General features: G+C 47.8%; 24 protein-coding genes. 6 read left to right on the plus strand and 18 right to left on the minus strand.

Going from position 1 to position 26841, the window contains the following annotated elements; genetic code table 11:
- Position 1: 1 nt before the first annotated feature.
- Both BVG16_RS17325 and cobD read right to left on the minus strand, forming a co-directional pair.
- Positions 2–727 carry an adenosylcobinamide amidohydrolase gene (locus BVG16_RS17325; RefSeq protein WP_078499981.1) on the minus strand — a complete coding sequence of 242 codons (726 nt, stop codon included), beginning with the start codon at positions 725–727 and terminating at the stop codon, positions 2–4.
- Positions 724–1827, minus strand: a complete 1104-nt coding sequence (cobD, locus tag BVG16_RS17330) for a threonine-phosphate decarboxylase CobD (RefSeq protein ID WP_078500150.1) — start codon at positions 1825–1827, stop codon at positions 724–726. The genes BVG16_RS17325 and cobD overlap by 4 nt, the downstream gene beginning before the upstream one ends.
- Positions 1828–2032: 205 nt before the next feature.
- Here cobD and BVG16_RS17335 point away from each other — a divergent pair, with 205 nt between their 5' ends.
- From BVG16_RS17335 to BVG16_RS17355, 5 genes are all read left to right on the plus strand, one after another.
- Positions 2033–3034, plus strand: coding sequence for a lipoate--protein ligase (locus BVG16_RS17335; RefSeq protein WP_078499983.1), 1002 nt, complete (start codon positions 2033–2035; stop codon positions 3032–3034).
- Positions 3035–3044: 10 nt separating this feature from the next.
- Positions 3045–3977 (plus strand): DMT family transporter, encoded by a 933-nt coding sequence (locus BVG16_RS17340; protein WP_078499985.1) that lies wholly within the window; start codon positions 3045–3047, stop codon positions 3975–3977.
- Positions 3978–3990: 13 nt separating this feature from the next.
- Positions 3991–4788, plus strand: a complete 798-nt coding sequence (locus BVG16_RS17345; RefSeq protein WP_078499987.1) for a Cof-type HAD-IIB family hydrolase — start codon at positions 3991–3993, stop codon at positions 4786–4788.
- Between the two features lie 294 nt (positions 4789–5082).
- A complete protein-coding gene (locus tag BVG16_RS17350) occupies positions 5083–5424 on the plus strand; it encodes a CidA/LrgA family protein (protein ID WP_078499989.1) in 342 nt (113 codons plus the stop codon).
- Between the two features lie 5 nt (positions 5425–5429).
- Entirely contained in the window at positions 5430–6116 is a 687-nt protein-coding gene (locus BVG16_RS17355; RefSeq protein WP_078499991.1) for an LrgB family protein, read from the plus strand.
- On the opposite strand, the gene nrdG is transcribed toward BVG16_RS17355, so the two are convergent.
- From nrdG to BVG16_RS17415, 12 genes are all read right to left on the minus strand, one after another.
- Complete coding sequence (gene nrdG, locus BVG16_RS17360) at positions 6113–6613, minus strand: anaerobic ribonucleoside-triphosphate reductase activating protein (protein WP_078499993.1); 501 nt, start codon at positions 6611–6613, stop codon at positions 6113–6115. The genes BVG16_RS17355 and nrdG overlap by 4 nt on opposite strands.
- The gene (locus BVG16_RS17365) at positions 6610–8445 is read right to left on the minus strand and encodes an anaerobic ribonucleoside triphosphate reductase (RefSeq protein WP_078500152.1); all 1836 of its coding nucleotides are present in this window, start codon (positions 8443–8445) and stop codon (positions 6610–6612) included. The genes nrdG and BVG16_RS17365 overlap by 4 nt, the downstream gene beginning before the upstream one ends.
- A gap of 190 nt (positions 8446–8635) precedes the next feature.
- Positions 8636–8941: an MTH1187 family thiamine-binding protein gene (locus tag BVG16_RS17370; RefSeq protein WP_078499995.1), complete on the minus strand. Its 306-nt coding sequence runs from the start codon at positions 8939–8941 to the stop codon at positions 8636–8638.
- A 116-nt stretch (positions 8942–9057) separates the two neighbouring features.
- A complete protein-coding gene (locus tag BVG16_RS17375; protein ID WP_078499996.1) occupies positions 9058–11325 on the minus strand; it encodes an alpha/beta hydrolase in 2268 nt (755 codons plus the stop codon).
- A gap of 158 nt (positions 11326–11483) precedes the next feature.
- Entirely contained in the window at positions 11484–13793 is a 2310-nt protein-coding gene (locus BVG16_RS17380) for a helicase C-terminal domain-containing protein (protein WP_078500154.1), read from the minus strand.
- A gap of 393 nt (positions 13794–14186) precedes the next feature.
- Positions 14187–15290 (minus strand): sulfate ABC transporter substrate-binding protein, encoded by a 1104-nt coding sequence (locus tag BVG16_RS17385; RefSeq protein ID WP_078499998.1) that lies wholly within the window; start codon positions 15288–15290, stop codon positions 14187–14189.
- Positions 15291–15328: 38 nt separating this feature from the next.
- Positions 15329–16393 carry a sulfate/molybdate ABC transporter ATP-binding protein gene (locus BVG16_RS17390; RefSeq protein ID WP_078500000.1) on the minus strand — a complete coding sequence of 355 codons (1065 nt, stop codon included), beginning with the start codon at positions 16391–16393 and terminating at the stop codon, positions 15329–15331.
- Position 16394: 1 nt separating this feature from the next.
- The gene (locus tag BVG16_RS17395) at positions 16395–17192 is read right to left on the minus strand and encodes a sulfate ABC transporter permease subunit (protein WP_078500002.1); all 798 of its coding nucleotides are present in this window, start codon (positions 17190–17192) and stop codon (positions 16395–16397) included.
- Positions 17189–18004, minus strand: coding sequence for a sulfate ABC transporter permease subunit CysT (gene cysT, locus BVG16_RS17400; protein ID WP_078500004.1), 816 nt, complete (start codon positions 18002–18004; stop codon positions 17189–17191). The genes BVG16_RS17395 and cysT overlap by 4 nt, the downstream gene beginning before the upstream one ends.
- A 274-nt stretch (positions 18005–18278) precedes the next feature.
- Positions 18279–18884 carry a TetR/AcrR family transcriptional regulator gene (locus tag BVG16_RS17405; RefSeq protein ID WP_078500005.1) on the minus strand — a complete coding sequence of 202 codons (606 nt, stop codon included), beginning with the start codon at positions 18882–18884 and terminating at the stop codon, positions 18279–18281.
- 14 nt (positions 18885–18898) lie between these two features.
- Complete coding sequence (locus BVG16_RS17410) at positions 18899–19531, minus strand: YigZ family protein (RefSeq protein ID WP_078500006.1); 633 nt, start codon at positions 19529–19531, stop codon at positions 18899–18901.
- Between the two features lie 100 nt (positions 19532–19631).
- Positions 19632–20987: a glucose-6-phosphate isomerase gene (locus BVG16_RS17415; protein WP_078500007.1), complete on the minus strand. Its 1356-nt coding sequence runs from the start codon at positions 20985–20987 to the stop codon at positions 19632–19634.
- Between the two features lie 217 nt (positions 20988–21204).
- Here BVG16_RS17415 and BVG16_RS17420 point away from each other — a divergent pair, with 217 nt between their 5' ends.
- On the plus strand, positions 21205–22092 hold the full coding sequence (locus BVG16_RS17420) for an NAD(P)-dependent oxidoreductase (RefSeq protein WP_078500008.1): 888 nt from the start codon (positions 21205–21207) through the stop codon (positions 22090–22092).
- Positions 22093–22175: 83 nt separating this feature from the next.
- Here BVG16_RS17420 and ppnP read toward each other — a convergent pair whose 3' ends face one another.
- From ppnP to BVG16_RS17440, 4 genes are all read right to left on the minus strand, one after another.
- Positions 22176–22502, minus strand: coding sequence for a pyrimidine/purine nucleoside phosphorylase (gene ppnP, locus BVG16_RS17425; protein ID WP_078500009.1), 327 nt, complete (start codon positions 22500–22502; stop codon positions 22176–22178).
- A 24-nt stretch (positions 22503–22526) separates the two neighbouring features.
- Entirely contained in the window at positions 22527–24545 is a 2019-nt protein-coding gene (tkt, locus tag BVG16_RS17430) for a transketolase (protein WP_078500010.1), read from the minus strand.
- 217 nt (positions 24546–24762) lie between these two features.
- Positions 24763–25623, minus strand: coding sequence for a formyltetrahydrofolate deformylase (gene purU / locus BVG16_RS17435; protein ID WP_078500011.1), 861 nt, complete (start codon positions 25621–25623; stop codon positions 24763–24765).
- Positions 25624–25651: 28 nt separating this feature from the next.
- Positions 25652–26758, minus strand: a complete 1107-nt coding sequence (locus BVG16_RS17440) for a deoxyribonuclease IV (RefSeq protein WP_078500012.1) — start codon at positions 26756–26758, stop codon at positions 25652–25654.
- Positions 26759–26841: the final 83 nt, after the last annotated feature.

The raw sequence follows: 26841 nt of genomic DNA on the forward strand, positions 1-26841 counted from the left end.
ATCATGATTCTCCTTGCGTTCTAACCGCTTCATAGACGGTGTCATAGACGAGACGCCCGAGCAGATTGCCGAGCGTCGTCGCACTGCCCGCATACCGATGCACCGCATCGTAGCGGGCGTCCTGGCTCACGGCGACGACGACCGTGTCCGTCGTCGTGCCCGTGGCCCCATCGCCGTTCTCGGGATCGGCGATGCCCAGATCTTGCAGCGCGGCGGCCTTCGCCTCCGTCGCGGTAATTACGGCGCCGACGAGTGCAGCCGGCGCCAGCCGCCCATCGATGGCCACGATCGTATTGATCGTGCCGGCCTCGTAGGCGGCGAAAGTCGGCCGCGCTCGCCCAGCCCGCGCGGCGTTGGAGGTGCCCGCCGTCGTGCAGACGACGATACGGGCTTCATCTCCCTCCGCTTCCGCAATGGAAGCATGCGTCAGCTTCGCTGCCGTGAGCAGTCCAATCGTAGAGGGAAGCGGATACCCCCAAGCTGCGATTTCTGACTGCAAATGCTGAATCGGGTCTTCATGATTGTAATCTTTATGTACATAGACGTTCACAATATGATCAGCCAGGGTCTGACCCCCAGCATAAGGCGCACTGCTGATTGTCGTTAACGGTAGCGGAGCCGCCATCCGGATATGATATTGGCCCGGATCATACCGAAATTCCAATCCTGGCCAACATGTACTGGCATAGGTCGTTACGTGCTGCGCGTCACGATAAGGTTGTGTCATATCGTCGGCCCACCTTCTTCCCATACCTCTGTGAGCTTCGATAATAGAATCTCGTTGCGAACCCGATCCTTCACAGCGATCCGAATATCCGCATCCGTAAGTCCTTCATACATGGCACAGCTCCGAATCAGCACCCCACGTTCGCCTAACTTCGCTTGTAACGCTGCCGCCGTCCAGGGTTGAGGTAATCTCACGAGAATGAAATTCGCCAGGCTTGGCCAGGTCTGACATCCGAATTCTTGTTCCAGCGCTTCGACGAGAAAGCGACGTTCCGTCTCTGTCTGCCTGCGTGTCTCAACTTCATACGCCTCGCAATCCGTCATGCAAGCTTCGCCTGCTGCCAAGGCTAACCGGTTCACGCTCCATGTAACCTGCTTCGATTTCAGCTGCTGAATCAGCTCCGGTCTTGCCATTGCAAATCCAAGCCGCAAGCCTGGAATCGCATAGAACTTCGTCATCGATCGAATCAGAATCACGTGCGAAAATTGCGCTAACCGCGGCAATAACGTAGCTTGCGCTTCCGGCGCAATAAAATCAATAAAAGCCTCATCGATTACAAGCAAAGTCTGCTCATCAGCTGCACACACAGCCAATTGTTCCAGTTCCTGCACGCCATACTGAACGCCCGTCGGATTGTTCGGCTGCCCAAGGAACAGGAAATCCACCTGCTTCATTAATTCTTGCAATTCAGGCAGCGAGGCACGAAAATCATTTGCCGCTTCGCCATAGATCCCTACCACTTCTGCACCGAATTTCTTCGACAATTCAATGTATTCAGAGAAACAAGGGTACACCACCCCGACCCGCTTCGGGGCTGCTGCCAGCAGGGCCAATGCCATACATTCTGCCGCCCCGTTGCCTATGCATAACATCGCTTCATCGATGCCTAAAGACACAGCCAATAACTTACGGAAACGTCGGTGATCCGGATCCGGGTAATGAACAATTTCGCTCCATTCTTGTTGAATACGCGCTAACACATGCGCTGGCGGACCCATCGGGTTAATATTGGCGCTGAAATCCACCCATTCGCTTCGTTCCACGCCAAACGCCGCTTGCGCTGTCTCTAAATCTCCTCCATGACCAAATCTTTCTATCATCTTTTTAATCGATCCTTTCCCACGTTCTTTCCTATGTTCCGCATCGAACACGTATTATGTGGTTCATTATGTGCATGTTTTGGTGAGACGTCAATATGTAACATGACATACATGCTTTGTGGAATTTAGCCAATTATATTACAATAAAAAGAATGAAAGCTTCTTACATAGCCGTTACAAAAACATGTTTATGGAGGGATACATCATGCTATTTATCGACAACAAAGGGATAACGGACCCTACTGTAAATTTAGCCATTGAAGAGTACGTGCTCCGGCATCTGCCAATGGATGACAGTTATCTGTTATTTTATATTAACGAACCATCTATCATTATCGGGAAGCACCAGAATACCATTGAAGAGATTAATGCCGAGTATGTCAAAGACCACGGTATCCATATCGTTCGCCGTTTATCCGGAGGCGGCGCTGTCTACCATGACCTTGGGAACCTGAACTTCAGCTTCTTGACGAAAGACGACGGCCAATCCTTCAACAACTTCAAGAAATTCACGGAACCTGTCGTGGATGCGCTCCGCAAGCTTGGTATCGAGTCCGAACTAACAGGACGGAATGACATTCAAATTGGCGAGCAAAAGATTTCCGGGAATGCTCAGTTTAGTTCGCGCGGACGGATGTTCAGCCATGGTACCTTATTATTCAACTCCGAAATGGATAACGTCGCATCCGCATTGAAAGTGAATGCCGAGAAAATCGCGTCCAAGAGCACCAAATCCGTACGCAGCCGCGTAGCCAATATCGCTGATTTCTTGCAAGCTCCGCTTACGATTGAAGAATTCCGTGCGGAAGTCCTTCGCAGTATCTTCGGTATCGAGCCGGATCAAGTTCCGGAATATCGCCTCACCGAAGAGGATTGGGCGAAAATCTATGAAATCTCTGAAAATCGATACCGGAAATGGGACTGGAATTATGGCGAATCACCGAAATTTAACGTTCGGAACTCCAAACGTTTCCCGATCGGCATAATGGATTTGCGCTTAGATGTCGAAGAAGGTACGATCGAAAATATTAAAATCTATGGCGACTTCTTCGCGAAGACGGACATCGCCGAGCTCGAAGACCTTCTTCGCGGTACGCGCTATGAAGAATCTTCTGTTCGTGAAAAACTGCAAGGAACCGATATCACGCAATTTTTCGGCAATCTCGAATTAGATGCCTTTATCGGCTTGTTATTCTTGGAGGCTTAATATTTCCATTATGAAACGTTCATTACTCGCCGATTTCACCCTTCTGCTTGTCGCCTTCATCTGGGGGACAACCTTTCTGATTGTGCAGAATGCGGTGCAAGCCTTGCCGCCGCTAGCCTTTAACGGCATCCGGTTTACGGGTGCCGCCCTTTTATTTGCGCTCATTCTCATCCTGGTTCATCGGGGTTGGTGGAAGCAATTTAATATGCGTTTATTGCGGCATGGGATCATCCTCGGCATTCTGGTGTTTGGCGGGTTTGCGTTTCAAACCTACGGGTTACTCTATACCACCTCATCGAATGCTGGGTTTATTACCGGTTTATCGGTCGTGCTTGTTCCATTCTTTTCCGTATGGATCCTGCGCCAGCGTCTTCGTTGGCCGGCTTGGGCGAGCGCTGCGCTCGCATTAATCGGATTGTTTTTGCTTTCGACCAGCGGTTCCTCTACTTTTCATATGAATTTAGGGGATATCCTGGTTCTGGCTTGTGCACTATGCTTCGCCTTGCAGATTATTGCGACGGGCAAGTATGCCCCCCACCATCCGACGTTACCCCTCGTTACCATTCAATTGGGTACGGTCGGTGTGCTCGGGCTTGTCGGTTCCGTGCTATTTGAGAACATAGGCTCTTTCAGTGATTGGATGCATCTTACTATGCAAACCGATGTTTTGATCGCGCTTGCCATTACTTTATTATTCGGGACGGCTTTTGCCTTCTGGGCACAAACTTACTGTCAGAAGTATACGTCGCCGACGCGTGTAGCTATTATTTTTGCGATGGAACCGGTCTTTGCAGGCATTACGGGTTATGTATGGGGAGACGAGCAATTAGGCATTGCAGCCATCATAGGCTGTGGTCTGATGTTGATTAGCATGCTGATTGTCGAGCTTAAACCTACAGAGCAAGCCCCATCCCCAGTTACAATAGATAAAGCTTCACCATAGGAGGAAAAGTACCATGTACAAAATGATTGCAATCGATGTCGATGACACGATCATCAACGATCAGAAAGTCGTGACACCCAAAACGCAGCAGGCGCTTGAACAAGCCATAGCGAAAGGCGTTCATGTCACATTGGCTACGGGACGGATGTATGCGTCCGCACAAGCCATTGCGCGCCAGATTGGCATGAATGTGCCGCTGATCACCTATCAAGGGTCACTCGTGAAAAATTTAATCGATGGACATGTCTTATATGAGCGGAGCGTACCGCAAGAAGCAGCACGTCAAATTCTGAAGTATTCCGATGAACACAACCTTCATCTTCAACTCTATGTGGATGATCAGTTGTATGTTCGTGAAGACAACGAGAAAACGCAAAGCTATGCAGGATTGTCCAAAATCCCATATATCGTTGAGCCGGATTACTCCAAATTGATTGATCTCCCGAACAATAAAATGCTGATTATTGATGATCCTGCCTATTTGGACGAAGTTGCTGCGGATCTGCGAGCCATTGTCGGGGATCAAGTGCATATTACGAAATCCAAGCCTCATTTTCTCGAAATCATGCATCTCGAAGGGACAAAAGGCCATGCGCTTTCCCATTTGGCCGCCCATTTTGGATGTGACCTGTCTGAAGTTATTGCAATCGGGGATGCTTGGAATGACCGTGAAATGCTTGAAGTTGCTGGCTTAGGAGTTGCGATGGGCAATGCCGTTCCAGCCTTGAAGGAAATCGCCGATGAAATCACGCTCTCGAACAATGAAGACGGCGTCGCGCATATTATCCAGAAATATATCTTGCAATCGTAAGTTGACCTCCTAAGCGATATCGAAGAATCTCCTGAATCTTTTGACACAGGGGATTCTTTTTTTTGCTCTAAATATAGTTCGACGATAGAGAAAGGAAGATAGAGCATCTCCATCATTTAACGCGTAAATTTATGGGAAGCTGCGAGCATGATATAGATGTTATCTCTGCCCGATTGAGCGACCTGATTGAAACATTCCTCGCGATTGTGGTAAATGTTACTTTCCGAACATGCGGTTCATGATATGGTTAATATCGCGTTTTTCCTTAAAAGATTCTACGTATGAGGTGGTTTCGTGTTAGGCTTTGCTATTTTGCTTGGCTTCCAATTTCTCGGCATGGTGCTCCATGCTGTGCTGCATATCCCGCTGCCTGCCAATGTCCTTGGCTTGATCTTATTTCTCATCGCCTTGTGGACCCGAATCGTCAAGCTGGAATGGGTAGAACATGCTGCGGAAATATTAATGAATCATATGTTATTGTTTTTCATCCCCTATGTCATCGGGTCTGTGGCTCTGCTGCACGTGGTGGGCCCGTATGCGCTCCCTGTCATCATCAGTATTTTGGGCAGCACCGTTGTCGTTCTATGGGTGACGGGGTTTCTGACTTCCAAGCTACAACACAAGAAAGAAGCGTGACCCCTATGAATGAGATCATAGAACATCCGCTGCTCGGTATAACCCTTACGGTGCTGGCCTATGTGATCGCGATTCGATTACATCGGACGATACGGTTCATCCATCCCATTCTAACGAGTTCAATCCTTGTGATTCTCGTGCTGTTCCTATTTCGCATCCCTATTGCATCCTATGAAATCGGCGGGGATATCCTTAAGCTGGTTCTAGGTCCTGCGACGATTGCCTTGGGGGTTCCCATCTATAAACATCGTGTTCTCATCCATCAACATCTAAAGGCGATCCTGATTGCCGTAACCCTAGGTTCCATTACGGGCATCGTTAGCGCTGCAGGTCTTATGGCGCTCATGGGCGGAACGCAGGCATTAATACGAAGCGTGATGCCGAAATCCGTCAGTTCTCCCATTGCCATTGAACTGTCCCATGCCCTTGGCGGTGACCCGAACATTACCGCTCTATTCACCGTTATCACGGGATTGATCGGAGCAATCGGCGGGACAACCTTATTACGAAAGCTAGGCATCCGCGATGTCATTGCCATCGGTATTGCGATGGGTACAGCAGCCCATGGGTTTGGGACGGCAAAAAGCTTCCAAGATGACGAACTTCAAGGTACGTTAGCCGGCCTTGCTATGGGGTTAGCCGGTGTCATATGCTCCCTTTTGTTTATACCGATCCTGATATGGCTGGGCTAGACCAAAATCCCCTGCTTCTCCTCAAGCTCAACGCGGATTCGAAGGATATCCTCCCTAGACAGGAGCCTTTGGTTCCGGCTCCCTCGGAACGGGATGGTCAGATCACGCTCCGCGAGCTGAAAAGGCCCATCCACAAGCATTTCACATTGTTCCAGAAGCGCGAGCTGCGCTTCGGTTCCTTCCGCTAGCAGCTGTTCTACGGTATAGCCGGTATACATCCAAATCGATTTGCCTAATTTCCGGATCTGTATAGCTAGAAGATGCGCCTCTTCGGCCTGTGCGAAGGGTTCTCCCCCGGAAAAGGTCACATTCGTAATCGGGTTGCTCGCAATTTCCTCCACGACTTCCGCTAAGGACAATTCTGTTCCATTTTCCATGTTCCAGCTCTGCGGATTATGGCAACCTCGGCAGTGATGCGGACAGCCTGCGAAGAACACAACCGTCCGCAATCCGATCCCATCGACCACGGAATCATGAAGGATGTTCATGATCCTCATGAATGCTTCACCCGATCCCGTTCTTCGGCGCGTTTCCCCGAATTCCAACGCGATAATTCACCGACTAAATACCCTGTAATCCGACGAATCCGTTCAATATGAATCTCTTGATCTGTTCCGCATGAAGGACAAGCTTCATGAATGACGCCGGAATGCCCGCAATTTTTGCATCGATCGACAGGGTGATTAATCGAACCGTATCCAATGCCTTCCCGAAACATCGTGCGCACAAGCGCATCGATGGCCGCCACATTATGGCGCAATGTCCCATCGCACTCCACATACGTGATATGCCCTGCATTACATAAGTTGTGGAACGGAGCCTCAATGCGGATTTTGTCCACGGCCTTCAGTTTGTAATATACCGGAACATGGAAGCTGTTCGTGTAGTATTCCCGATCAGTAATCCCAGGCAACCGTCCAAAGCGCTCTCGATCGGCTCCCACGAATTTGCCGGACAGGCCTTCCGCAGGCGTCGCTAATAACGAATAATTCAGCTGATAGGTCGTTATCGCTTCATCCATGGCTCTGCGCATCCGCTCAGCAATCTCCAGCCCTATTTTTCTGGATTCCTCGCACTCCCCATGATGTCGTCCGCGAAGGGCCACGAGCGCCTCTGCCATCCCAATAAAACCGAGACTTAATGTGCCCTGTTTCAAGATGCTTTCAAGCGTATCTTCGCGATTCAGCTCCTCACCGCCGCGCCATACCCCTTGTTCATATAAGAACCGGAAGTTGGCAGCTTTCTTCTGGCACTGAAGCAGATAGCGATCATGCAGCTGTCGTACGCCGACTTGGACGAGTTCATCTAATCGTCTCCAGAAATCGTCCATGCTTGTGCTCAGCAGCGCAAGGCGTACCAAGTTTATCGTGGAGAAGGAAAGATTGCCTCGACCGATACTGGTCTCTTCCCCATGGATATTTCCCATGACACGTGTACGGCAGCCCATGTAGGCCACTTCACTCTCAGGTCGTCCATCCCAATATTGCGCATTGAACGGCGCATCAAGAAAGCTAAAGTTCGGGAACAATCGTTCACTCGTCGTCTCCAGTGCCAATTGATACAGATCATAGTTCGGATCGCCTTCATTCAGATTCACGCCTTCTTTCACCTTGAACACTTGAATCGGGAAAATCGGCGTCTCCCCGTGACCCAATCCCGATTGTGTTGCTAGTAATAAATTTCGCGTGAGCATTCTGCCTTCCCGCGAGGTATCCGTGCCATAGTTCACCGAGATAAAAGGAACTTGACCGCCGCCGCGGGAATGCATGCTGTTCGCATTGTGCACGAAAGCTTCGCAAGCTTGGTACGTATCCCGTTCCGTCTCTATCCACGCTTGCTCCTCGCATTGTTCTTTCGTAAATGTCGTCGGATAACTCTGAATCCGTGTTAAATTCCGTTCAAAGGTTCGTACTATGTAAGGCGCAAGATCATAATCGAACATCGGGTAGGCTTGTCCCCCATGCTGCATATTCTGGTTGGATTGCAAGATAATAGAGGATAACGCCATCGCGCTCTTAATATCCTGCGGGGATCGCATGTAGCCGTGCCCTGTGTTAAATCCGGATTGAAGCAATTGTCCCAGCGGGATCTGGCAGCATGTGGTCGTCCCCACGGCCAGGAAATCCGCATCATGTATATAGAGCAGGTTCTCGTCTACCATGTGGCGTGCCTCATCGGATAAGATGTGATGCTTCATGTACCACTTGCTGCTCTCCGAAGCGAGCTTGGCCATTTGACCCATCGGCGAACGCCCATCCACATTCGCATTTTCCTGTAAAATATCGCTATTTTCCTCCTCAAAAATCGATTCCAACCGTAACCGTTCCATTTCAAGTGACTTCACATTCCTTCACCCTTTCTCAGCGCATAAAAAAAGCATTCCACTCTACGAAGTCGAAGAGGGAATGCACTCTAATTCGGATCGTAAACATCTATTCACACAAGATATAGTTGATATTTACGAATTTTACTACGATATATAGTTTTTCACTGTGAGGTTTAGCATAGAAATCGAATGTTTAGAAATTTAATTTATTTCGAACAGATTCCAATTTCTGTACGACCGAACTCTCCTTATCCCGCCGATCATCAATCTTAATCACGGTAGATACGCGTCCTGCGCCCGTCTGAAACGGACTTTCATGCAAGCAGCGAATCGCGTCAAATAATTGATCCATGGGCCCTTCAATAATCGTCCCCATCGCCGTCATTTCGTAAGTGATCCCTTCAATTTGCGCAATCGCTCGCTGCATATCTGCAACATAGCTGCTCAAGCTTGTCGATCCGGTCCCTATTGGGATGACGGTTAGTTCAGCAATTGCCATGAGTCGTTCGCCTCTCTCTTTTTCAACATTGTATTATACATCCATCTTACCTTATTTCTTCCACCTGGAACAGAAGCTCTTCTAGATATGAACTGCTACAACGAGAGAGCGGATTTTCACTCCGTTGCGTTACGAATGCCGATGTCTCGGATTAACACGGTTCCTTTCTCCGTCCGATCGAACACGAAGTTGATCTTCATTAACTGCTCCGGTTGAAATTCTGGGTTGGCCTTCTTGAAGTCGGCAAGCGCAAATGCGAAGTTCTGGAATACCGGCTCCTTCGCTGGTAAAGCAGAAGTAAACGGCCATTTGACAATGTTACCTTCGAACATCGGCAGTAAGTTGGCTACTGTGCTGAGCGGTACAGCCGCTGCATTACCGTTCCTATCTTCGGCCTGCACGGTCATATCAACGAGAACATCCGAGCTGGAAGCTCCTTTCTTGTCATCCCGGTCAGCCATGGCAAAGACAATGGAGCTGCTTGGTCTTATGTCAAGCCCGCGATCGGGCAGAACAACCGTATAAGCGGGAACCCCCGAAGCTGTTGCGCGATCCCATCCAAGGCGAACGGCGCTGTATTGTTCAGATGCAAATTTCATCTTGACCTTCTCTTCCTTCCACTCCTTCAGCTGCTCCCCGAACAACCGTCCTCCAGGCAAAGTGGTTGTGCTCAGATCGATATCCTCGTCGTAACTGCTGACGACCGTCGTCTGCGAATCTAAATAATTGCTGATGTACATCGTGTCTGGCAGCCACTCTCGGGCGTAGCCAAGGTCCTGGAATATTTCGCGGTATTCGCTTTTCCCACTCAAGGTTGCATCTAGGAAAGACGAAATGAGCACCTTAGCGGCTTGCAGCTGCTCCTCCTGCGGCATTAATTGGGCCGTATTAAACAGCTTATTTCCAAGTCCCACACCGTCTGTTCGCCCCCATACCGTATTGAATTGCCCATGATTCGCACCGTATATGTAGACCGACGCTTTCAAATAATCACTGCCATCTGTAAAGCTGATCCGATTGTATTGGCTCGCTCCATCGAAAGAGGTGACATCCATATCATGCGCGCCCTGAATGGCTAAATAGTTCAAATCCTTCAATACCGTCGGTTGTCCTGCAGGCTTGTATTGACCGTCTGTACCTGCAATCGATAGGACGGAACGGATACCGAAATTATAGTCGAACTTGATATTCCCGTTCTCCGGGGAAGCCGCCAGCTTATTGTATGCTGCAGCCACCGTTACCGCTTCACCGCCGCGGGAGTGGCCGATCAGTGCAATCCGGCTCATGTCCGCTTTGCCGTAGAACGGATTGCCCTTCGTTCTGTTCCATCCATCCCATACCTTTAGATGCTCCAGCATCAACCAGCCTCGCGCCGAATTCTCCTTCTCCAGCACATTCAGCACCAACAAGTCGTCATACGGCGATGTATTAAGGAAATTTTCATCGATCGATACGACAATATACCCGCGGCTTGCCAGCAGATTGCCAAGGTATTCGTAGCCCGGATCTGAATAATCCGTCGCAAGATGGTTGCCATGTACGACCATGACTAACGGAAATGGCCCTCCACCATCAGGGTACCAGACGGACCCGTTGAGCGGCATTGCATCGGGCCCGAAGCCAAACGTATTCGTGCGGCTTGAAGACCATTTCTCTACAAAAGCGGATCCATCCACTTGTTTCGTTTCGAGCGATCCAGCCGCATTAAATTCCTTTCGATAACTGTTGGCGCTGCCGTACGTTAATGTTTTGACCCGAAATGATCCTTGCTCTGACGGGTTCGCCATCGTCGTCGCGTAGCGGTTCGCTGGTTTCATCGCTTGCAGCCTATAAAGCTTAACTAAATCCGTACTTCCATTATGGAGCAGCCAATACCCGCCGATAACGATGAAGCCTGCCGTAACTGCCGCGACAACCCCTGTCATAACTTTTGATATCGTCTTTGCCTCGCGGTATGCACCCGTGATCCAGCGGTATAGGAGTGCGCCAAGCAAGGAAAATGCAACGATCATCGACAAAGTTACTATCAACATCAGCTGCACCGGACCGATGAAGCCGATGCACAGCAGACAGAAAGATGCAAGCGCCAGCCAGACATAACGCGAAGGCATCCGCTTCGTGAAGTGAAGCAGCCCGGCAATAACGCCGGTGATGAGGACAACTGCCAGCAGGAACAATATCGTTCCAATGAAATAATCGCCTGTGCCCCGCATCCCGATGAGATAATACCCTTGCACCAAATAAATCCAGCAAGCGATGACGGAGAGCGTAAGCGTTGCTCCTTTCCAGCCTGGGGAAAGGGGGGCTAAACGCTTAAACGGGTTCGTAAACCACGCAAATCTTTTTTTGACCGATTCATTCGCAATTAGTTCCGTTTTTCCCATGCAATAACCTCATTCCTTATGAATTCGTGTCTGCACTAGGAAGTTCATATTGCCTATTATAGCGGGCGACCCTTTCCATAACCTTACACTTTTATTAATCCAATCTTACAATATTGAAATTACCAAAAGAAATCGATGTCTGCAGCAGAAGCTATTCTTCAATCCAGACTCTCGCCTGGGTGAATGACGGTATAGTCCTGCCACTCGTCTGGCATCAACCGCTGATAATAAGGCGTTAGATATCGATCATCGATAAGCACAAGAACACCTCGATCCGTCTCGGTACGAATCAATCGTCCGCCTGCTTGCAGCACCTTATTCATACCTGGAAAGACGTAGGCATAGTCGTACCCTCTTTTGCCCGCCGCATTAAAATAATCCCGGATAATATCCCGTTCAACGCCTAATTGGGGTAACCCTACCCCGACAACGACGACGCCCGTCAGGCGATCCCCTACCAGATCTATTCCTTCCGAAAAAATGCCGCCCATGACTGCAAAACCGATCAGGGTCTCTTCGTTATTCGCGTCAAAAGCCGCCAAGAAATTCTCGCGCTCCTCTTCAGATAGATCCGAACGCTGCAACAAGGTCGTAACCTGCGGATTACACAACACGAAATCTTCGTAGATCAGATTCATGTAGGCATACGAAGGAAAAAAGAACAGATAATTGCCTGGCCGCGTCCGTACTAATTCATGCAACGCCAGGACCATGTCATGCTTGGTATGCTCCCGATCATGATACCGCGTAGACAGCGGTTGGATATAGACATCCAATTGCTCCCTTGCAAAGGGAGATCCTAATGTCAACGTGTAATCCTCTGCATCCGCGCCAAGCATGTCTCGATAAAATCCCATCGGCGTCAACGTCGCGGAGAAATAGATATGGGACCGATACCCTTTGCCCATTTCCTGCAGCAGATGGGATGGGTCCAGACAGAAGAGCTTCAGCGTTACGCCCTCTCGGTCGATTTCCGAAAAGGTCACATACCGCTCATCATACAGCTTCGCGGTTCTCAAGAAATTTTGCGCTGCGAAATACGTGTCCAATAATTTCGACACAGCCGGCTCGTCTGCAGCGGTAACCAGATATCTCTCAGCATGAAACACAAAGTTCTCGATGAACGCAACCAATTCCTCGGGGAGCTGTGGCTCAATCACATGCTTTGCAGTCATTCTTTTTTTGAGCGCGATGAAATAGCTGTTGACCTCTTTTGCCGCTTGGTGAATATCCTTATGAATCCCTTTGAACTCCCGCTGAAGTGCGAGGAAATCAGCTTTATTCAAGCTGCTGGAGAACATTTCGCGCGCGCGGTCTACCAGGTTATGCGCTTCATCGATCAATAACGCCGTATGATGTTTGTACGTGGAGAACATCCGTTTTAAAGAGACACGTGGATCGAAGATATAATTATAATCACAAATAACCATATCCGCGGCATACGCCACGTCCAAAGAGAACTCAAACGGACATACCCGATGTTTGCGTGCATACTGTTCGATGACAGGTCGTGTCATTAGCGTCTCGTTCGACAATAGGTCCAAGATGGCTTCGTTGATCCGGTCATAGTACCCGTCGGCAAATTCACAATCTTCCTTGCGGCAGCGCATCTCTTCCTGAAAACATATCTTTTCTTTGGCGGTAATCGTCACGGCATGCATCTGCAGCCCCTTCGCTTCCATAAGTCGCAATGCTTCTTCCGCTGCCGTCCTTGTGATCGTCTTTGCGGTCAAATAATAGAGATGTTCCAGCGTGCCCGCAGCCATGGCTTTGATCGCCGGATACGTCGTAGAGATTGTTTTGCCTATTCCTGTAGGTGCCTTCGCAAAGAGGTTTACGCCTTCTTCAATCGATTTATACACCGAACCTGCGAGCTTCCGCTGCCCTACCCGATACCGTTCAAAGGGGAACGCAAGCTCTTCGATGCTTCGATTCCTCGCTGTTCTGTGTTGGTGCAGCATGTGCGCATAAGGAGCATAACGTGCAACCACCTCGCGTACGAAAACGTCCAGCTCATCGATCGTTGTTGCTTGGAGGAATCGCTTCTGCTCTTCCGTGTCTACGTGCACATACGTTAATTGAATGTCGATCTCCGCCAGTTGATGATCACGCGCATACATATAAGCATAACATTTCGCTTGTGCCCAGTGTACCGGATAGCTGTCCGCTGTGACATATTCCAAGTTCATCCCCGTGGATTTGATCTCCTCAATGGTTACGCGGCCATCCTCCGATACGAGTAACCCATCACAACGCCCGTCGATGCGAAAGATCAGATCTCCGCAAGGGATCTCCGCTTGCAAATAAACTTCTTTCTGATCCCGTTCACCGTATTGCTTCTGGATCTTCTGATGCGCCTTCGTGCCTTCCAGCATCGTACTGGTCGATCGAAAACCGGAATCGATGCTTCCTGACCGAAATACATATTCCACAAGCGGTCTTACGGCAATCTGTACAGAATCGCTCATACGTTCACCTTTCATCTGTCCCTCAGGGAACATTCGTTCCTAGTATTGTATCATGAATAGCGTATTTACGCAGCTACGCTCCAGGCCCTCTAACCCATACGTTGGTGCATGGGGGAGGGATTGGTATGGGGTTCCAATCTCTGTTGTGCTCTAGTTCCTTGATTTGATTAAACAAATGGATGGAACTTGAGCACAAAGGCGAACGCTAACGCTTTTCCACCCCATACCCATGCCCTCTTTGGTTCTACTTTGAGTCTCCTTCTACTTTTTCAAACCCCGAACATTGGAGCGCGAACTTATAATCTCTATCATCATAAGAAAAAAAGCATCTGACATCCGTCAAATGCTTCCTTCCCGAATCGAAATTTACTGTTACTTGTCTGTACCGGCCAATTATTGCCCAGCTAATACCTGATACCACACGCCGTGTTTGGAATATAACGTGTTGCGCACTTCATCCCAGCCGCCCAAATATTCGATATCGAAGAGTCCGGCAGGAGTCGTGTATTGATCCTTTACTTGCGCCAAAACCGCAGGGTTAACGGGGCGAAATCCTGCATCTGCGAACGCCTTTTGCGCCTCTTCTTCGCCCAGATACGCAATAAATGCTTCAGCAATCTCACGGGTCCCATGCTTATCGACGTTTTTATCAATCCATGCCGCCGGATTCTCGATACGGATCGTATTTTTCGGTGTAATAATATCGTATTGGACACCCTTCTTGATGCGAGCTATCAATTCGTTCTCATACGTAACGATGACATCACCGACACCATATTCAAACGCAGCCATCGAAGCACGCCCGCTTTTATCAAGCGATTCAATATTGTTGTGTACACGCGCTAAGAACTGTTTGGCATAAGCGGGATCCTTCCCGCCCTTCTCCTCAGAGGCCTTCAGCCCTGCGCCATAAATGGCATTGATATCCCATTGCGCTCCACCCGATGTTTTCGGATTGGGATAGAGCACTTTCACCCCTGGCTTCATGATATCTTCCCAATCTTTTATCCCAAGCGGATTTCCCTCACGTGTCCCAAGAACCACAACGGAGTCCGTTACCATTCCTTGCGAGGGGCCTTGCTTCCAATCATGCGTGATCAGTCCTGCCTTCGTGAGTTTGTCGATATCTCCTTCCATAGCGAGCAAGGTAACATCTGCTTCAAACCCACCCACAATCGCTCTTGCTTGGGTTCCAGAGGCTTCATAGGATTCTTGGAACTTCACATGCTGTCCTGTTTTGGCTTCCCAATAGGCTTGGAATTTAGGCAAAATATCTTGAAGCGCATCCTTCACAACACTGTAAGCACCGATGACGAGCGTGACTTCGGGGTCGGTTTTGCCTGTGGACACGGATGTATTTTTGACCTCAACTGGTTTCGTCCCAGCTACTTTCTGTTGCGATGCTCCGCTGCCGCATGCCGTCAGAACCACGCTTAAGATACAAGTAAATAGAAGAATGACCAGCGCATAACGCGTACGGTATTTTCGTTGATGCATCGCATTTCCTCTTTTCTCTGTAATCTGCCAAGAAATTTCTATATATGGATCGGCATCGGATCTTCCTTCATGCGATTCTCCATAATCCAGCTGTCATGATCATTGAACAGATAGGCACGGTGCACAAGCACAACTATGTCATCTCCAGGATGAAGGACTTCCTTCTCAAGCGAACGATACGTAATTAATGTGTTGCCGCGCACTTCTACTTCAACCATCCACTCACTGCCGCGGAAATGAATATGCTTAATCCGGCCTTTCTCCGTTGCTGATGCAATCGGGAACTCATACAATTGCCCGATTTCAATATACTCAGGTCGAATCAATGCCTTCGTGTTCAGCCAATCGCTTGCATTCTCGAAACCTCGCAGCTCATGTATGTTCTCAACAATCGAAGATTCACCAATAAAGCTGGCAACGAACGGCGTCTGAGGTTGTTTATAGATATCCCATGGCGTACCCTTTTGCTCGACACGTCCTTGGCTGATGATCATAATTTCGTCGGCGACTTCAATCGCCTCATCCTGGTCATGTGTGACGAAGATCGAGGTAATGCCCACACGTTCGATCAGATCGCGCAACCATGACCGCAGCTCTTGGCGAATCTTCGCATCAATTGCAGCGAAGGGCTCATCTAAGAGCAATAACTGCGGCTCTGGAGCCAATGCTCTGGCGAATGCTACACGTTGGCGTTGTCCGCCGGACAGTTGATGCGGATATCGTTGCTCGAAGCCTTTTAACCCGGTCAATTCCACGAGTTCCATCACGCGATTACGAATTTGCTCTTTGCTCTGCTTCTTGATTTTCAAGCCAAAAGCGATATTATCATACACCGTCATATGCTTAAATAAGGCGTAATTCTGAAATACGAAGCCAATTCCGCGTTCTTGGGGAGGAAGGTCGTTCACACGCCGTCCGTGAAAAAGGATGTCGCCTGCGTCCGGACTTTCTAATCCCGCTAACATGCGGAGAATGGATGTTTTACCGCCGCCGCTTGGACCTAATAACCCAATGAGATGCCCTTTTTCAATGGTAAAGCTCACATCTTTTACCGCGTGAAATTGACCGAAATGCTTATTTAATCCCGTAACCTCGATATGCATCTCAATGCACTCCCTTTCTCTTTTTCGACCATTCCATAACCAATAGCAACGCGACGGAAAAAGCAACCAGTATCAAGGCAACCCCGTTCGCGGATACGACATTGAAATTTTCAACATCTTGATAGACGAGCGTTGTCGCCGTCTGAGTCTTATTCATGACATTTCCGGATACGACCAGCACCGCCCCGAATTCCCCGAGAGAACGGGCAATTGTAAGCACAACCCCATAGATAACGCCCCAGCGAATTAATGGCCATGTCACCTTCCAGAATGTCGTCCAACCATAGGCTCCTAACGTCGACGCCGCTTCTTCCTGCTGTGTGCCGATTTCTTGAAGGACTGGCATCACTTCTCGCACCATTAACGGGAACGTCACGAATAAGGTCGCTAGAACCATCCCTGGAAAAGCATATACGATTTTGAAGCCAATCGATTCGAAGAATGCCCCAATCGTTGTGCTAGGCCCGAGAATCAACACAATCATCAGACCGCCGATAACCGGAGACACCGAAAATGGCAAGTCGACGATGCTGTTCAAGAGCTGCTTCAGCCTTGAGCCAAGCCATGTCCCGCGCACCAAATAAATGGATAACATCACGCCAAATAAGGTATTTAACAAAGTCACAACGATGACAATCAACCCTGTCATCATAAGCGCATGTACCGCTTCGGGCCGCGTTATGGCATGAATAAGACCATCCACGCCGTCTTCCCAAGCTCCGAAAGCTATTTTTATCAAAGGTACGATAAGCAGTACCAAGAAAACAAGATACGTCAGAGGAATAAGCAGCTTTCTCATTTGGCATTCCTCCGCATTTGGACCCGGTTCACGAGCCATAAGATCAGGAAGGATAAGGTCAATAATAAAATCGAGACAGCCGCAGCTCCCTGCGGATTATCGCTCTCCACCTCACCGAAGATATACACGGACGCAATGAGCGTTTTCCCCGGAATATTCCCCGCAACTAACACGACAGCCCCGAACTCCGCTAGAGCGCGTGAGAATGCGAGCATCGCACCGCTCAAAACACCTGGCAAGATGACAGGGAAAATCACTTTAAAGAAAACAAGGCCTTTCGAAGCGCCCAGCAAATAAGCTGCTTCTTCCTCCGATTTATCCAATTCTTCCAATATGGGCTGAATCGCCCGGATGATAAAAGGAAACGTCACGAATACCATCGCAATCACGATCGCCGGCTCATGAAAGACAATTTCAATCCCGAGCGCCGCTGCCCAATTCCCTACCAAGCTATTCGGTCCAAGCAGCAGTAATATCATTAATCCGCCAACAGCGGTTGGTAATGCAAATGGCAAATCGACTAAGCTATTGAGGATCGTTCGTCCTATGAATCGATAACGATTCAGCACCCAGGCGACCATCGTGCCAATGACGATATTGATCAATGTTGCAATCAATGACAGCTTCAGCGTTAATACAATGGATTTCCAAGCTAACGGATCGCTTACACTCTCGATGAACGCATTCCATCCTAGCGAGAATGACTTCGTATAGACACCGATAATAGGTAGTGCAATGAGTACGATAAAATAGAGCATCACTGTGCTGCGAAATCCCCAGCTCCAGCCTTTATGACGCAAGATGTCATTCACGCGATATTCCTCCTCCGATAGCGTCTCAGACAATTCCTATTAACTTACTTGGTATTTATATTCCACTCTACCAGAAGTTACCGTTTTCCGTCAATGTGTATTCATCAATGGCTTTATCAGAATTTCTAATGCATCCTATTCGTTTTACTTATGGTGTGTGCTTGCCTATTTTTATAACCATCCGTGAAAAACACAAAAAAGCATGAGCTTCGCAATCCTTGCGTACACCCATGCTTCCTTGATATTGAACTATTCATGTATCTCCCATCTCTTCTTAAGCCGATTGTATCGCTTCTTCGACCGCTCTTCTACATAGGAAACGGACATGCGCCGTTGCCGCGGGCTTCACTTCTTCAAAGGTGACTTGATCTTGAATGTAATAAGAAACAAATCCATGCAGTGCCAAAAATAAGCTTCTCGGTATGTTGTGCCGATCCTGTTCAGACATCATATGCGCGCTTAACGACTGACGCACGATCGTATAGAACATCTCCATGCAGCGCCCTTGTTCAGCATGTGCGTAAGCAAGCAATTCTTCGTCGCGAGTCATAAACATAATTTCATAATGATGTGGATGATTAAGGCCAAATTGGATAAATTCCAGCATAACTTGCTCTAACTTTGACATCCCTTCGCTTGGCGATTGGTTCAATACGTGCTCGAATAGTCGACCAAGCCGTTGAAAGTCTTCTTGTGCAATCGCGTAGAATAACTCTGCCTTATCATTAAAATGATAATACAGCGAACCGTGACTGTACCCAAGCTGCTGACCGATACTACGCATGGAGATCGCTCGATATCCCTTGGTTACAAATAAATGCCTCGCTACTTCCAATATACGCTCACGCGACAATTCCTGATCTACTGCTTTTCTTGGCATAGCGCTAGTTCTCCTTACTCTCCATCAATGTAATAAATATGATCTCCCTTCGTTATGACCGCTTGGCCTTGCGTCAGATCTGTGATCCAAGCGATAAAACTGTCACTTTCGGACACCTCGGGCAAGCAAGTCAATGTGACTTTGTCCGTAAATTGCGTCTCTCCCATCCGTGTCTCTCTATTTCTAAGTTCATTCTCTAACTTTCCGAGCCATGGATATTCCACTTCAACGAATACTTCTTGATGCAATACGTTGACGATGGAACCTGCCCCTTCAATCGCTGCAACAGCGCCGTCGGTATAAGCTCGAATAAGTCCACCGGCTCCAAGCATAATACCGCCAAAATAACGGGTCACGACGATGACGATATCTTTAAGGCCTTGGTTCTTGATCACTTCCAGAATCGGTTTCCCTGCGGTTCCGCTAGGCTCACCGTCATCTGAAGCCTTCTGAATCTCATCGCGCTCACCAATCATATATGCTGAACAATTATGCGTTGCATTCCAGTGTTTTTTCTTTATTTCATCGATAAATTGGAGCGCTTCCTCTTCTGTCGAAGCCGGTTTGGCATATCCAATAAATCGCGATTTCTTAATGACGATCTCTTTGCTTCCGTATTCTCGGACCGTCTTGTAACGTTCCAGCAACCATCTTCACCTGCCGATTGCTAAGAAAGCAGTTCCCGTTTTTGTGTCGGTGAACTGCTTTCTTAGTAAATTGTATGTCTACGCTGTTATTTCAAGCATATTATTTCGATAATCTTGCTTCCAATTCGGCTTTTTCAGCTTCATAACCCGGTTTGCCAAGAAGCGCGAACATGTTCTTTTTGTAGGCTTCAACCCCTGGTTGGTCAAATGGGTTAACACCTGACAAGTAACCGCTGATGCCGCAAGCTTTTTCAAAGAAGTACACTAAGTTACCGAACGTATAAGGCGTCATGTCCGGAATCGTCACGATTAAGTTAGGCACACCGCCATCGGAATGAGCTAACATGGTTCCTTGGAACGCTTTTTTGTTTACGAAATCCATCGTTTTGCCCGTTAAGAAGTTCAAGCCGTCCAAATCGTCCGGATCACTCTCAATGGTAATGTGAGATGGAACTTCAGCCACTTGAATGATTGTCTCGAACAAGTTGCGGGATCCTTCTTGAATGAATTGACCCATAGAGTGCAAATCTGTTGAGAAGTCAACAGATGCTGGGTAGATGCCTTTGCTGTCTTTTCCTTCGCTCTCGCCGAACAATTGTTTCCACCATTCGGATACGAAGTGAAGCGATGGTTCGTAGTTCACAAGAATTTCGATTCCTTTACCTTTGCGGTAAAGCGCATTACGAACAGCTGCATATTGATAAGCTTGGTTCTCAGCAACATTCGGATTGCTGTATTCTTGCGCTGCGTCTGCTGCACCTTGCATCATTTCATCAATGTTGACGCCTGCAACCGCGATCGGAAGCAATCCAACAGGTGTTAATACGGAATAACGTCCACCCACATCATCAGGAATAATGAATGTTTCGTATCCCTCTTCGTTAGACAATTTTTTCAAAGCGCCTTTTTCTTGATCTGTTGTTGCATAGATCCGTTTGCGAGCCGCTTCTTTGCCATATTTCTTCTCAAGCAATGCACGGAAGATACGGAAAGCAACCGCTGGCTCTGTTGTTGTACCGGATTTCGAAATCACGTTCACAGAGAAATCACGATCGCCGATCAATTCAACCAAGTGGTTCACATAGGTCGAGCTGATGTTGTTCCCAGCGAAATAGATTTCCGGTGTTTTGCGTTGATCCTTGGATAACATGTTATAGAAAGAGTGCGATAACATTTCAATTGCCGCACGAGCACCTAAGTAAGATCCGCCGATCCCAATAACGATAAGTACTTCGGAATCGGATTGAATTTGTGCTGCCGCTTTCTTAATGCGTGCAAATTCTTCTTTATCATATGCAGTCGGTAGGTCGATCCAACCTAAGAAATCTGAACCTACGCCCGTTTTATTATGTAATTGCTCATGAGCGAGACGAATTGGCTCAGCCAAATAGTCGACTTCATGTTGTTGAACGAATGCTGATGCTTTGCTGTAATCAAATTGTATTTTTCTACTCATGGTGCATCCTCCTAGCCAAATCTTAAATTTGGTTTTTTATGTTGTAACGATTAAAACATTAGAAAAACTTTCATCCTTTAAACCGCCAAACCATCGACTAGCCTAAGGATACTGGATTTTAACCAATAATACAAGTTCCTGTCGTCCCTCTTGCATCAAATTTATGTTAGAATATGAAAAGCTTTTGATTACAACCTGTAAGGACGAGGTGATTCTCATGAAACATGTAGGTTTTATTGGTCTCGGAACCATGGGCGCGCCCATGGTTGCTAATTTATTGAACAAAGGCTTTGCCGTAACGGTATACAACCGCACAGCATCCAAAGCTGAAGAAGCACGCGCGTTAGGCGCCAACGTTGCTTCATCTCCTGCTGAAGCGGCGAAAGCAGCAGATGTACTGATCTCGATCATAAGCAATGACCAAGCGACAGAAGAAGTCTACTACGGCAGCAATGGTATTTTTGCCGGTCTCCATGATAAATTAACGATTATCGACTGCAGTACGCTCTCTCCCGGTCTTGTGAAGCGTCTCGCAAGCGATCTGGCTGCGAAGGGCGTTGATTTCTTAGATGCTCCGGTTACAGGAAGTAAGCCTGGTGCAGTCAACGGAACCTTGTTGTTCATGATCGGCGGCAAAGAAGCTGCCATGGAAGCGCATATGGATGTATTCCAAGCGCTCGGCACGAAATTCCTATACATGGGCGAGAACGGCAGCGGTGCTGTTGCGAAGCTTGCTCATAACACCATCGTCGGCATTAACAATGTCGCACTGGCAGAAGGCTTCTCTATTGCAGCCAAAGCCAACCTTCCCATGTACAACTTTATGGAGCTCATTCAATCCGGATCTGCGGGCAGTAAAGCAGCGGAGTTGAAAGGGCGCAAAATCATTGAACATGATTTCAGCAACCAATTCTCTCTGAATTTAATGCTAAAAGACATGAAGCTTTCTTCACAGCTTACCGATGAAATGCAACTGCCGACGCCAATGCTTGAAGCGGCGAAGAGCATGCTGCAAATGGGACAAACCCACGGGTTCGGTGAAGAAGATTTATCTGCCGTAGCCAAAGCTTATGAGCAATGGCTAGGCAAACGAATCGGAGATTAACTATTCTAGAAAAGGGTGGTCGCCGATATCCTTCACAGGACCGGCGGGCCACCCTTCTTTTTTTAATTGAAACATGTCGGTCCTTATTCTGAGATGTAAGAGCAGCAATAGTCCGTAACGGTAGCTATTTGCAGCTTGAATTTGGAGTTCGCGGGCACTGTAAATTCACCTTCGCCTTGAATGTGAATCCACGCGTCACTGCCTGGCAATTGCACTTTCAAATCACCGGCAAGAATCTCCATGATTTCTATGGCATCTGTGCCAAACTCATAATCGCCTGGCAGCATAATCCCTAACGTTTTCTTCGTTCCATCCTCGAACACCACGGTACGGCTTGTTACTTTACCATCGAAGTACACGTTCGCTTGTTTCACTACAGTTACATTGTCAAATTGTTTGCTCTCCGCCATGTCTCTTACCTTCTCCCCAGAAAATTAAAGCAATGCTTTTACTTTGCTTACCACGTTTTCAACAGTAAAGCCGTATTCTTTGATCACGCGGTCGCCAGGAGCGGAAGCACCGAATGTAGAGATGGCAAGGATATCGCCTTGATCGCCAACATATTTCTCCCAACCCATTGGATGAGCCATCTCGATCGCAAGACGAGCTTTAACCTCTGGCAAGATCACGGAAGCTTTGTATTCCTTCGATTGTTTATCGAACAAATCCCAGCTTGGCATGCTGATTACGCGTACTTGAACGCCTTCTTCAGCCAATGCTTTTTGCGCTGCAACAGCCAATTGTACTTCAGAACCTGTAGCGATGATTTGTGCTTGCGGTTTGCCATTTGCTGCTTCAGATACAACATACGCACCTTTTTTGATGCCTTCGCGAGCAAGTTCAGCCGTCGTATCCAAGATTGGCAAGTTTTGACGAGTCAATACAAGCGCTACTGGATTCTTACGGTTCTCAACCGCATATGCCCATGCAGCAGATGTTTCGTTACCGTCAGCAGGACGAAGAACCGTCAAGTTCGGGATAATGCGAAGGGAAGCCAATTGTTCAATCGGTTCATGGGTAGGACCGTCTTCACCCACTGCGATAGAGTCATGCGTCAAGACGTATACAACCGGAAGACCCATGATTGCGGATAAACGAACCGCTGGACGCAAGTAGTCGGTAAATACGAAGAACGTACCGCCGAATACGCGTACGCCGCCATGAAGCATCATACCGTTCATCGCTGTCGCCATGCCAAACTCACGAACGCCGAAATAGATGTTACGGCCTGCATAGTTCTCTGCATTGTAGACGTCGATGCCTTTAAGATGCGTCATGGTGGAGCTTTCCAAGTCCGCAGAACCGCCCATTAAGTTCGGCACGTTCGGCGCAAGACCGTTCAAAGCGTTACCGGAAGCAACACGTGTCGAAACGGCTTTATCTTGTACTGTATATTTAGGAAGATCTTTGTCCCAGCCTTCAGGAAGCTCGCCGCTCACCGCTTGCTCGAATTGCTTAGCAAGTTCTGGGTATGCTGCTTTGTAAGCTGCAAATTGTTCGTTCCATGTTTGGTTCGCTGCAATGCCGCGATCTTTCACGGCTTGGAAGTGAGCGCGAACTTCTTGCGGCACATAGAAAGCTTCTTCTGATGTCCAGCCGTAGAATTCTTTCGTTAATTTGGTTTCGTCTGCACCAAGTGGAGATCCGTGTGTACCGCCATGGCCGCCTTTACCTTGTTTGTTCGGGCTGCCGTAACCGATAACCGTTTTTACTTCGATTAATGTCGGTTTGTTCAACTCTTGCTTCGCTTGGCTAATCGCATTTTCTAGAGCAGCTAAATCATTGCCGTCTTCAACGCGCAATACTTGCCAGCCATAAGCTTCAAAACGCATTTTAGCGGATTCAGAGTTCGACAGACCCAATTTACCGTCCAATGAAATATCGTTGGAATCATAAAGAACAACCAATTTGCCTAGTTTCAAGTGACCTGCAAGAGAAGCTGCTTCGTGAGAAACGCCTTCCATCAAATCGCCGTCGCCGCAAATGGAATATACGAAGTGGTCAACCACTTTGAAGTTATCTTTGTTGTAAGTCGCGCCAAGTTGTGTTTCAGCAAGCGCCATACCCACAGCCATTGCAATCCCTTGACCCAAAGGACCTGTTGTCGCATCAACACCTGCTGTATGTCCGAACTCTGGATGTCCTGGCGTTAAGCTTCCCCATTGACGGAAGTTTTTCAACTCCTCAAGAGGTAAATCATAGCCGCTTAAGTGAAGCAAGCTGTACAATAACATGGAACCATGACCTGCGGAAAGAACGAAACGGTCGCGGTTAATCCATGTTGGATTTTCTGGGTTGTGGTTCATCACTTTTGCAAATAATTCGTATCCCATTGGGGCAGCACCCATTGGCATACCAGGGTGACCTGAATTTGCTTTCTCAATCGCATCAATCGCTAACGTACGGATTGTATCGATCGATAGCTGTTCTACTGACTTGTTGCTCACTGTCATGTTGTGAATCCTCCATTCATTACTTTTAATATTATCAATTTGAGAGTATTACATTGCTACTATTGTACCACGACCGCACATGACTTTCCAATACGCAATTTCATAAAATTATTTTGAACACCCATAACCTTTATATCTTATCCAAATCTCCACTTTATCTCACTTCCTCCAACAAAAAAAGACATCCAATCTGCAAAAGAGTAGGATGTCTTTGTCCCTAATTAAATACCACGGTTTTGTTCTGGTGTACGAGGATACGATCTTCGATATGCCAATGCACGGCACGCGCCAATACGACACGCTCAATCGTACGTCCGATACGTTTCAATTCGTCGACCTCATCACGGTGGCTTACGCGCTGTACGTCTTGTTCAATGATTGGACCGCCGTCCAATTCCTCTGTCACATAATGTGCTGTTGCCCCGATAATTTTCACACCGCGATTATAAGCTTGAGCATACGGTTTGCCGCCTACGAACGCCGGTAAAAACGAATGGTGGATATTAATAATGCGATTCGCATAATGTTCGAGGAATTTCGGTGAAATAATCTGCATGTATCTCGCAAGAATGATAACATCCACTTGGCCATCCACAACCGCAAGTTGTTGACGCTCAGCTTCTTCTTTCGAATCCTTCGTCACCGGAATATGATGGTACGGGATACCGAACTGTTCCACGTACTCCCGCATATCGTTATGGTTACTTACGACCATCGCGATGTCAGCATCGAGATCGCCCGCTTGCCATTGCCATAATAATTCAACAAGACAATGATCTTCCTTTGACACAAAGATAGCTAGGCGCTTCTTCTTGCTCACTTCATGAATGTTCCACTTCATTTGGAACTTGTCTGCAATTACCGCAAAGTCCTGCTCCAGCTTCGGATGCAACTCGCTCAGATGCGCAAGATCAAATTCGATGCGCATGAAGAACATGCCGCCCTCGGGATCCATGGTATATTGATCAGATTGAACGATATTCGCACCATGCTCATACAAAAATTGCGATACCGTTGCGACAATACCTGCCTGATCAGGGCAGGAGATTAACATTCTTGCACGATTCCGGTTGTCCATGATTCTACCTCAATTTCTGTGTAATAGATTAACGGGCAAACCAGCCCAAAATACGTTGGTTGATTTGCTCTTCACTCAACGCTTCGAACAAATTCGCTTCCATAATCATCTCGTAAAGGCGATCCATCGGTTCGCGTGGATCTGCTTTCTTCGCTTTCGCATCATTCTTCAACGTTGTCCATACGGATAACACGTACTCGCGAGCGTCGATATCCTGCTGTTGGAAAAACGAGCTTAGACGTTCCACATCTTCAAGATAGGCTTGTCCAAAGCGCGCTTCCACATCTCCGCGAAGCAACGCAATTTCTGCTTCATACATCGGACGCTCTTTCTTCGCGTCAGAACCAATCCAAGGTGTCTCCAGAATAAAAGGTCTGCCTGCGAGGGCTTCATGTTGGATAACGCGTTTCATCGCGTGATGTCCAAGCCAGCCTGCACCTACCGGAGCATGTCTGTCTTTACCCGCTCCAACCGGATTTTTACTGTCATTCATATGCACAACTGCAATACGATCCAACCCTACAATACGGTCGAACTCTTCAAGTACGCCATCCAGATTGTTGACAATATCATAGCCAGCGTCATGAATATGGCATGTGTCTAAACATACGGTTAGACGACGATTATCTTCTACTTTATCGATAATAGCCGCAAGCTCATCGAAGCTGCGTCCCACTTCCGTACCTTTGCCCGCCATGGTCTCCAAGGCAATATTAACATCCGTTTCGCTCGTAGCTCGAAGAACTTCATTCAGTCCTTCAGCGATGCGCTGCACGCCATAGGCAGCATCTTTATCCGTGTAGGCACCCGGATGAAGAACAATATTGCGGACGCCAATGGCTTGTGTACGGCGAATTTCTTCTTGCAAGAAATTTACGGCAAGCTCAAAGGTTGAATCCTTGTACGAGCCCAGATTAATGATATACGGCGCATGCACGACGATTTCGTCAATCCCATGCTGTGCCATGACTTCTCTTCCTTCTGGAATATAAAGTGCATCAATCGCTTTGCGGCGCGTATTCTGCGGAGCCCCTGTATAAATCATAAATGTGCTCGAGCCATAAGAGATGGCTTCTTTCGCTGCGGTTAACAGCCCTTTATCTGAAAATGAAACGTGTGATCCAATCTTCAACATATTTCATGCTCCTTTTTTCCATAATCAAACCTTATTTTACCTTGATTATCGTCATAAAGCTAGAAATACGTTATAATCCTACT

Origin of the sequence: Paenibacillus selenitireducens, from assembly GCF_002021565.1 — a bacterium.
Lineage (GTDB): Bacteria > Bacillota > Bacilli > Paenibacillales > Paenibacillaceae > Paenibacillus_K > Paenibacillus_K selenitireducens.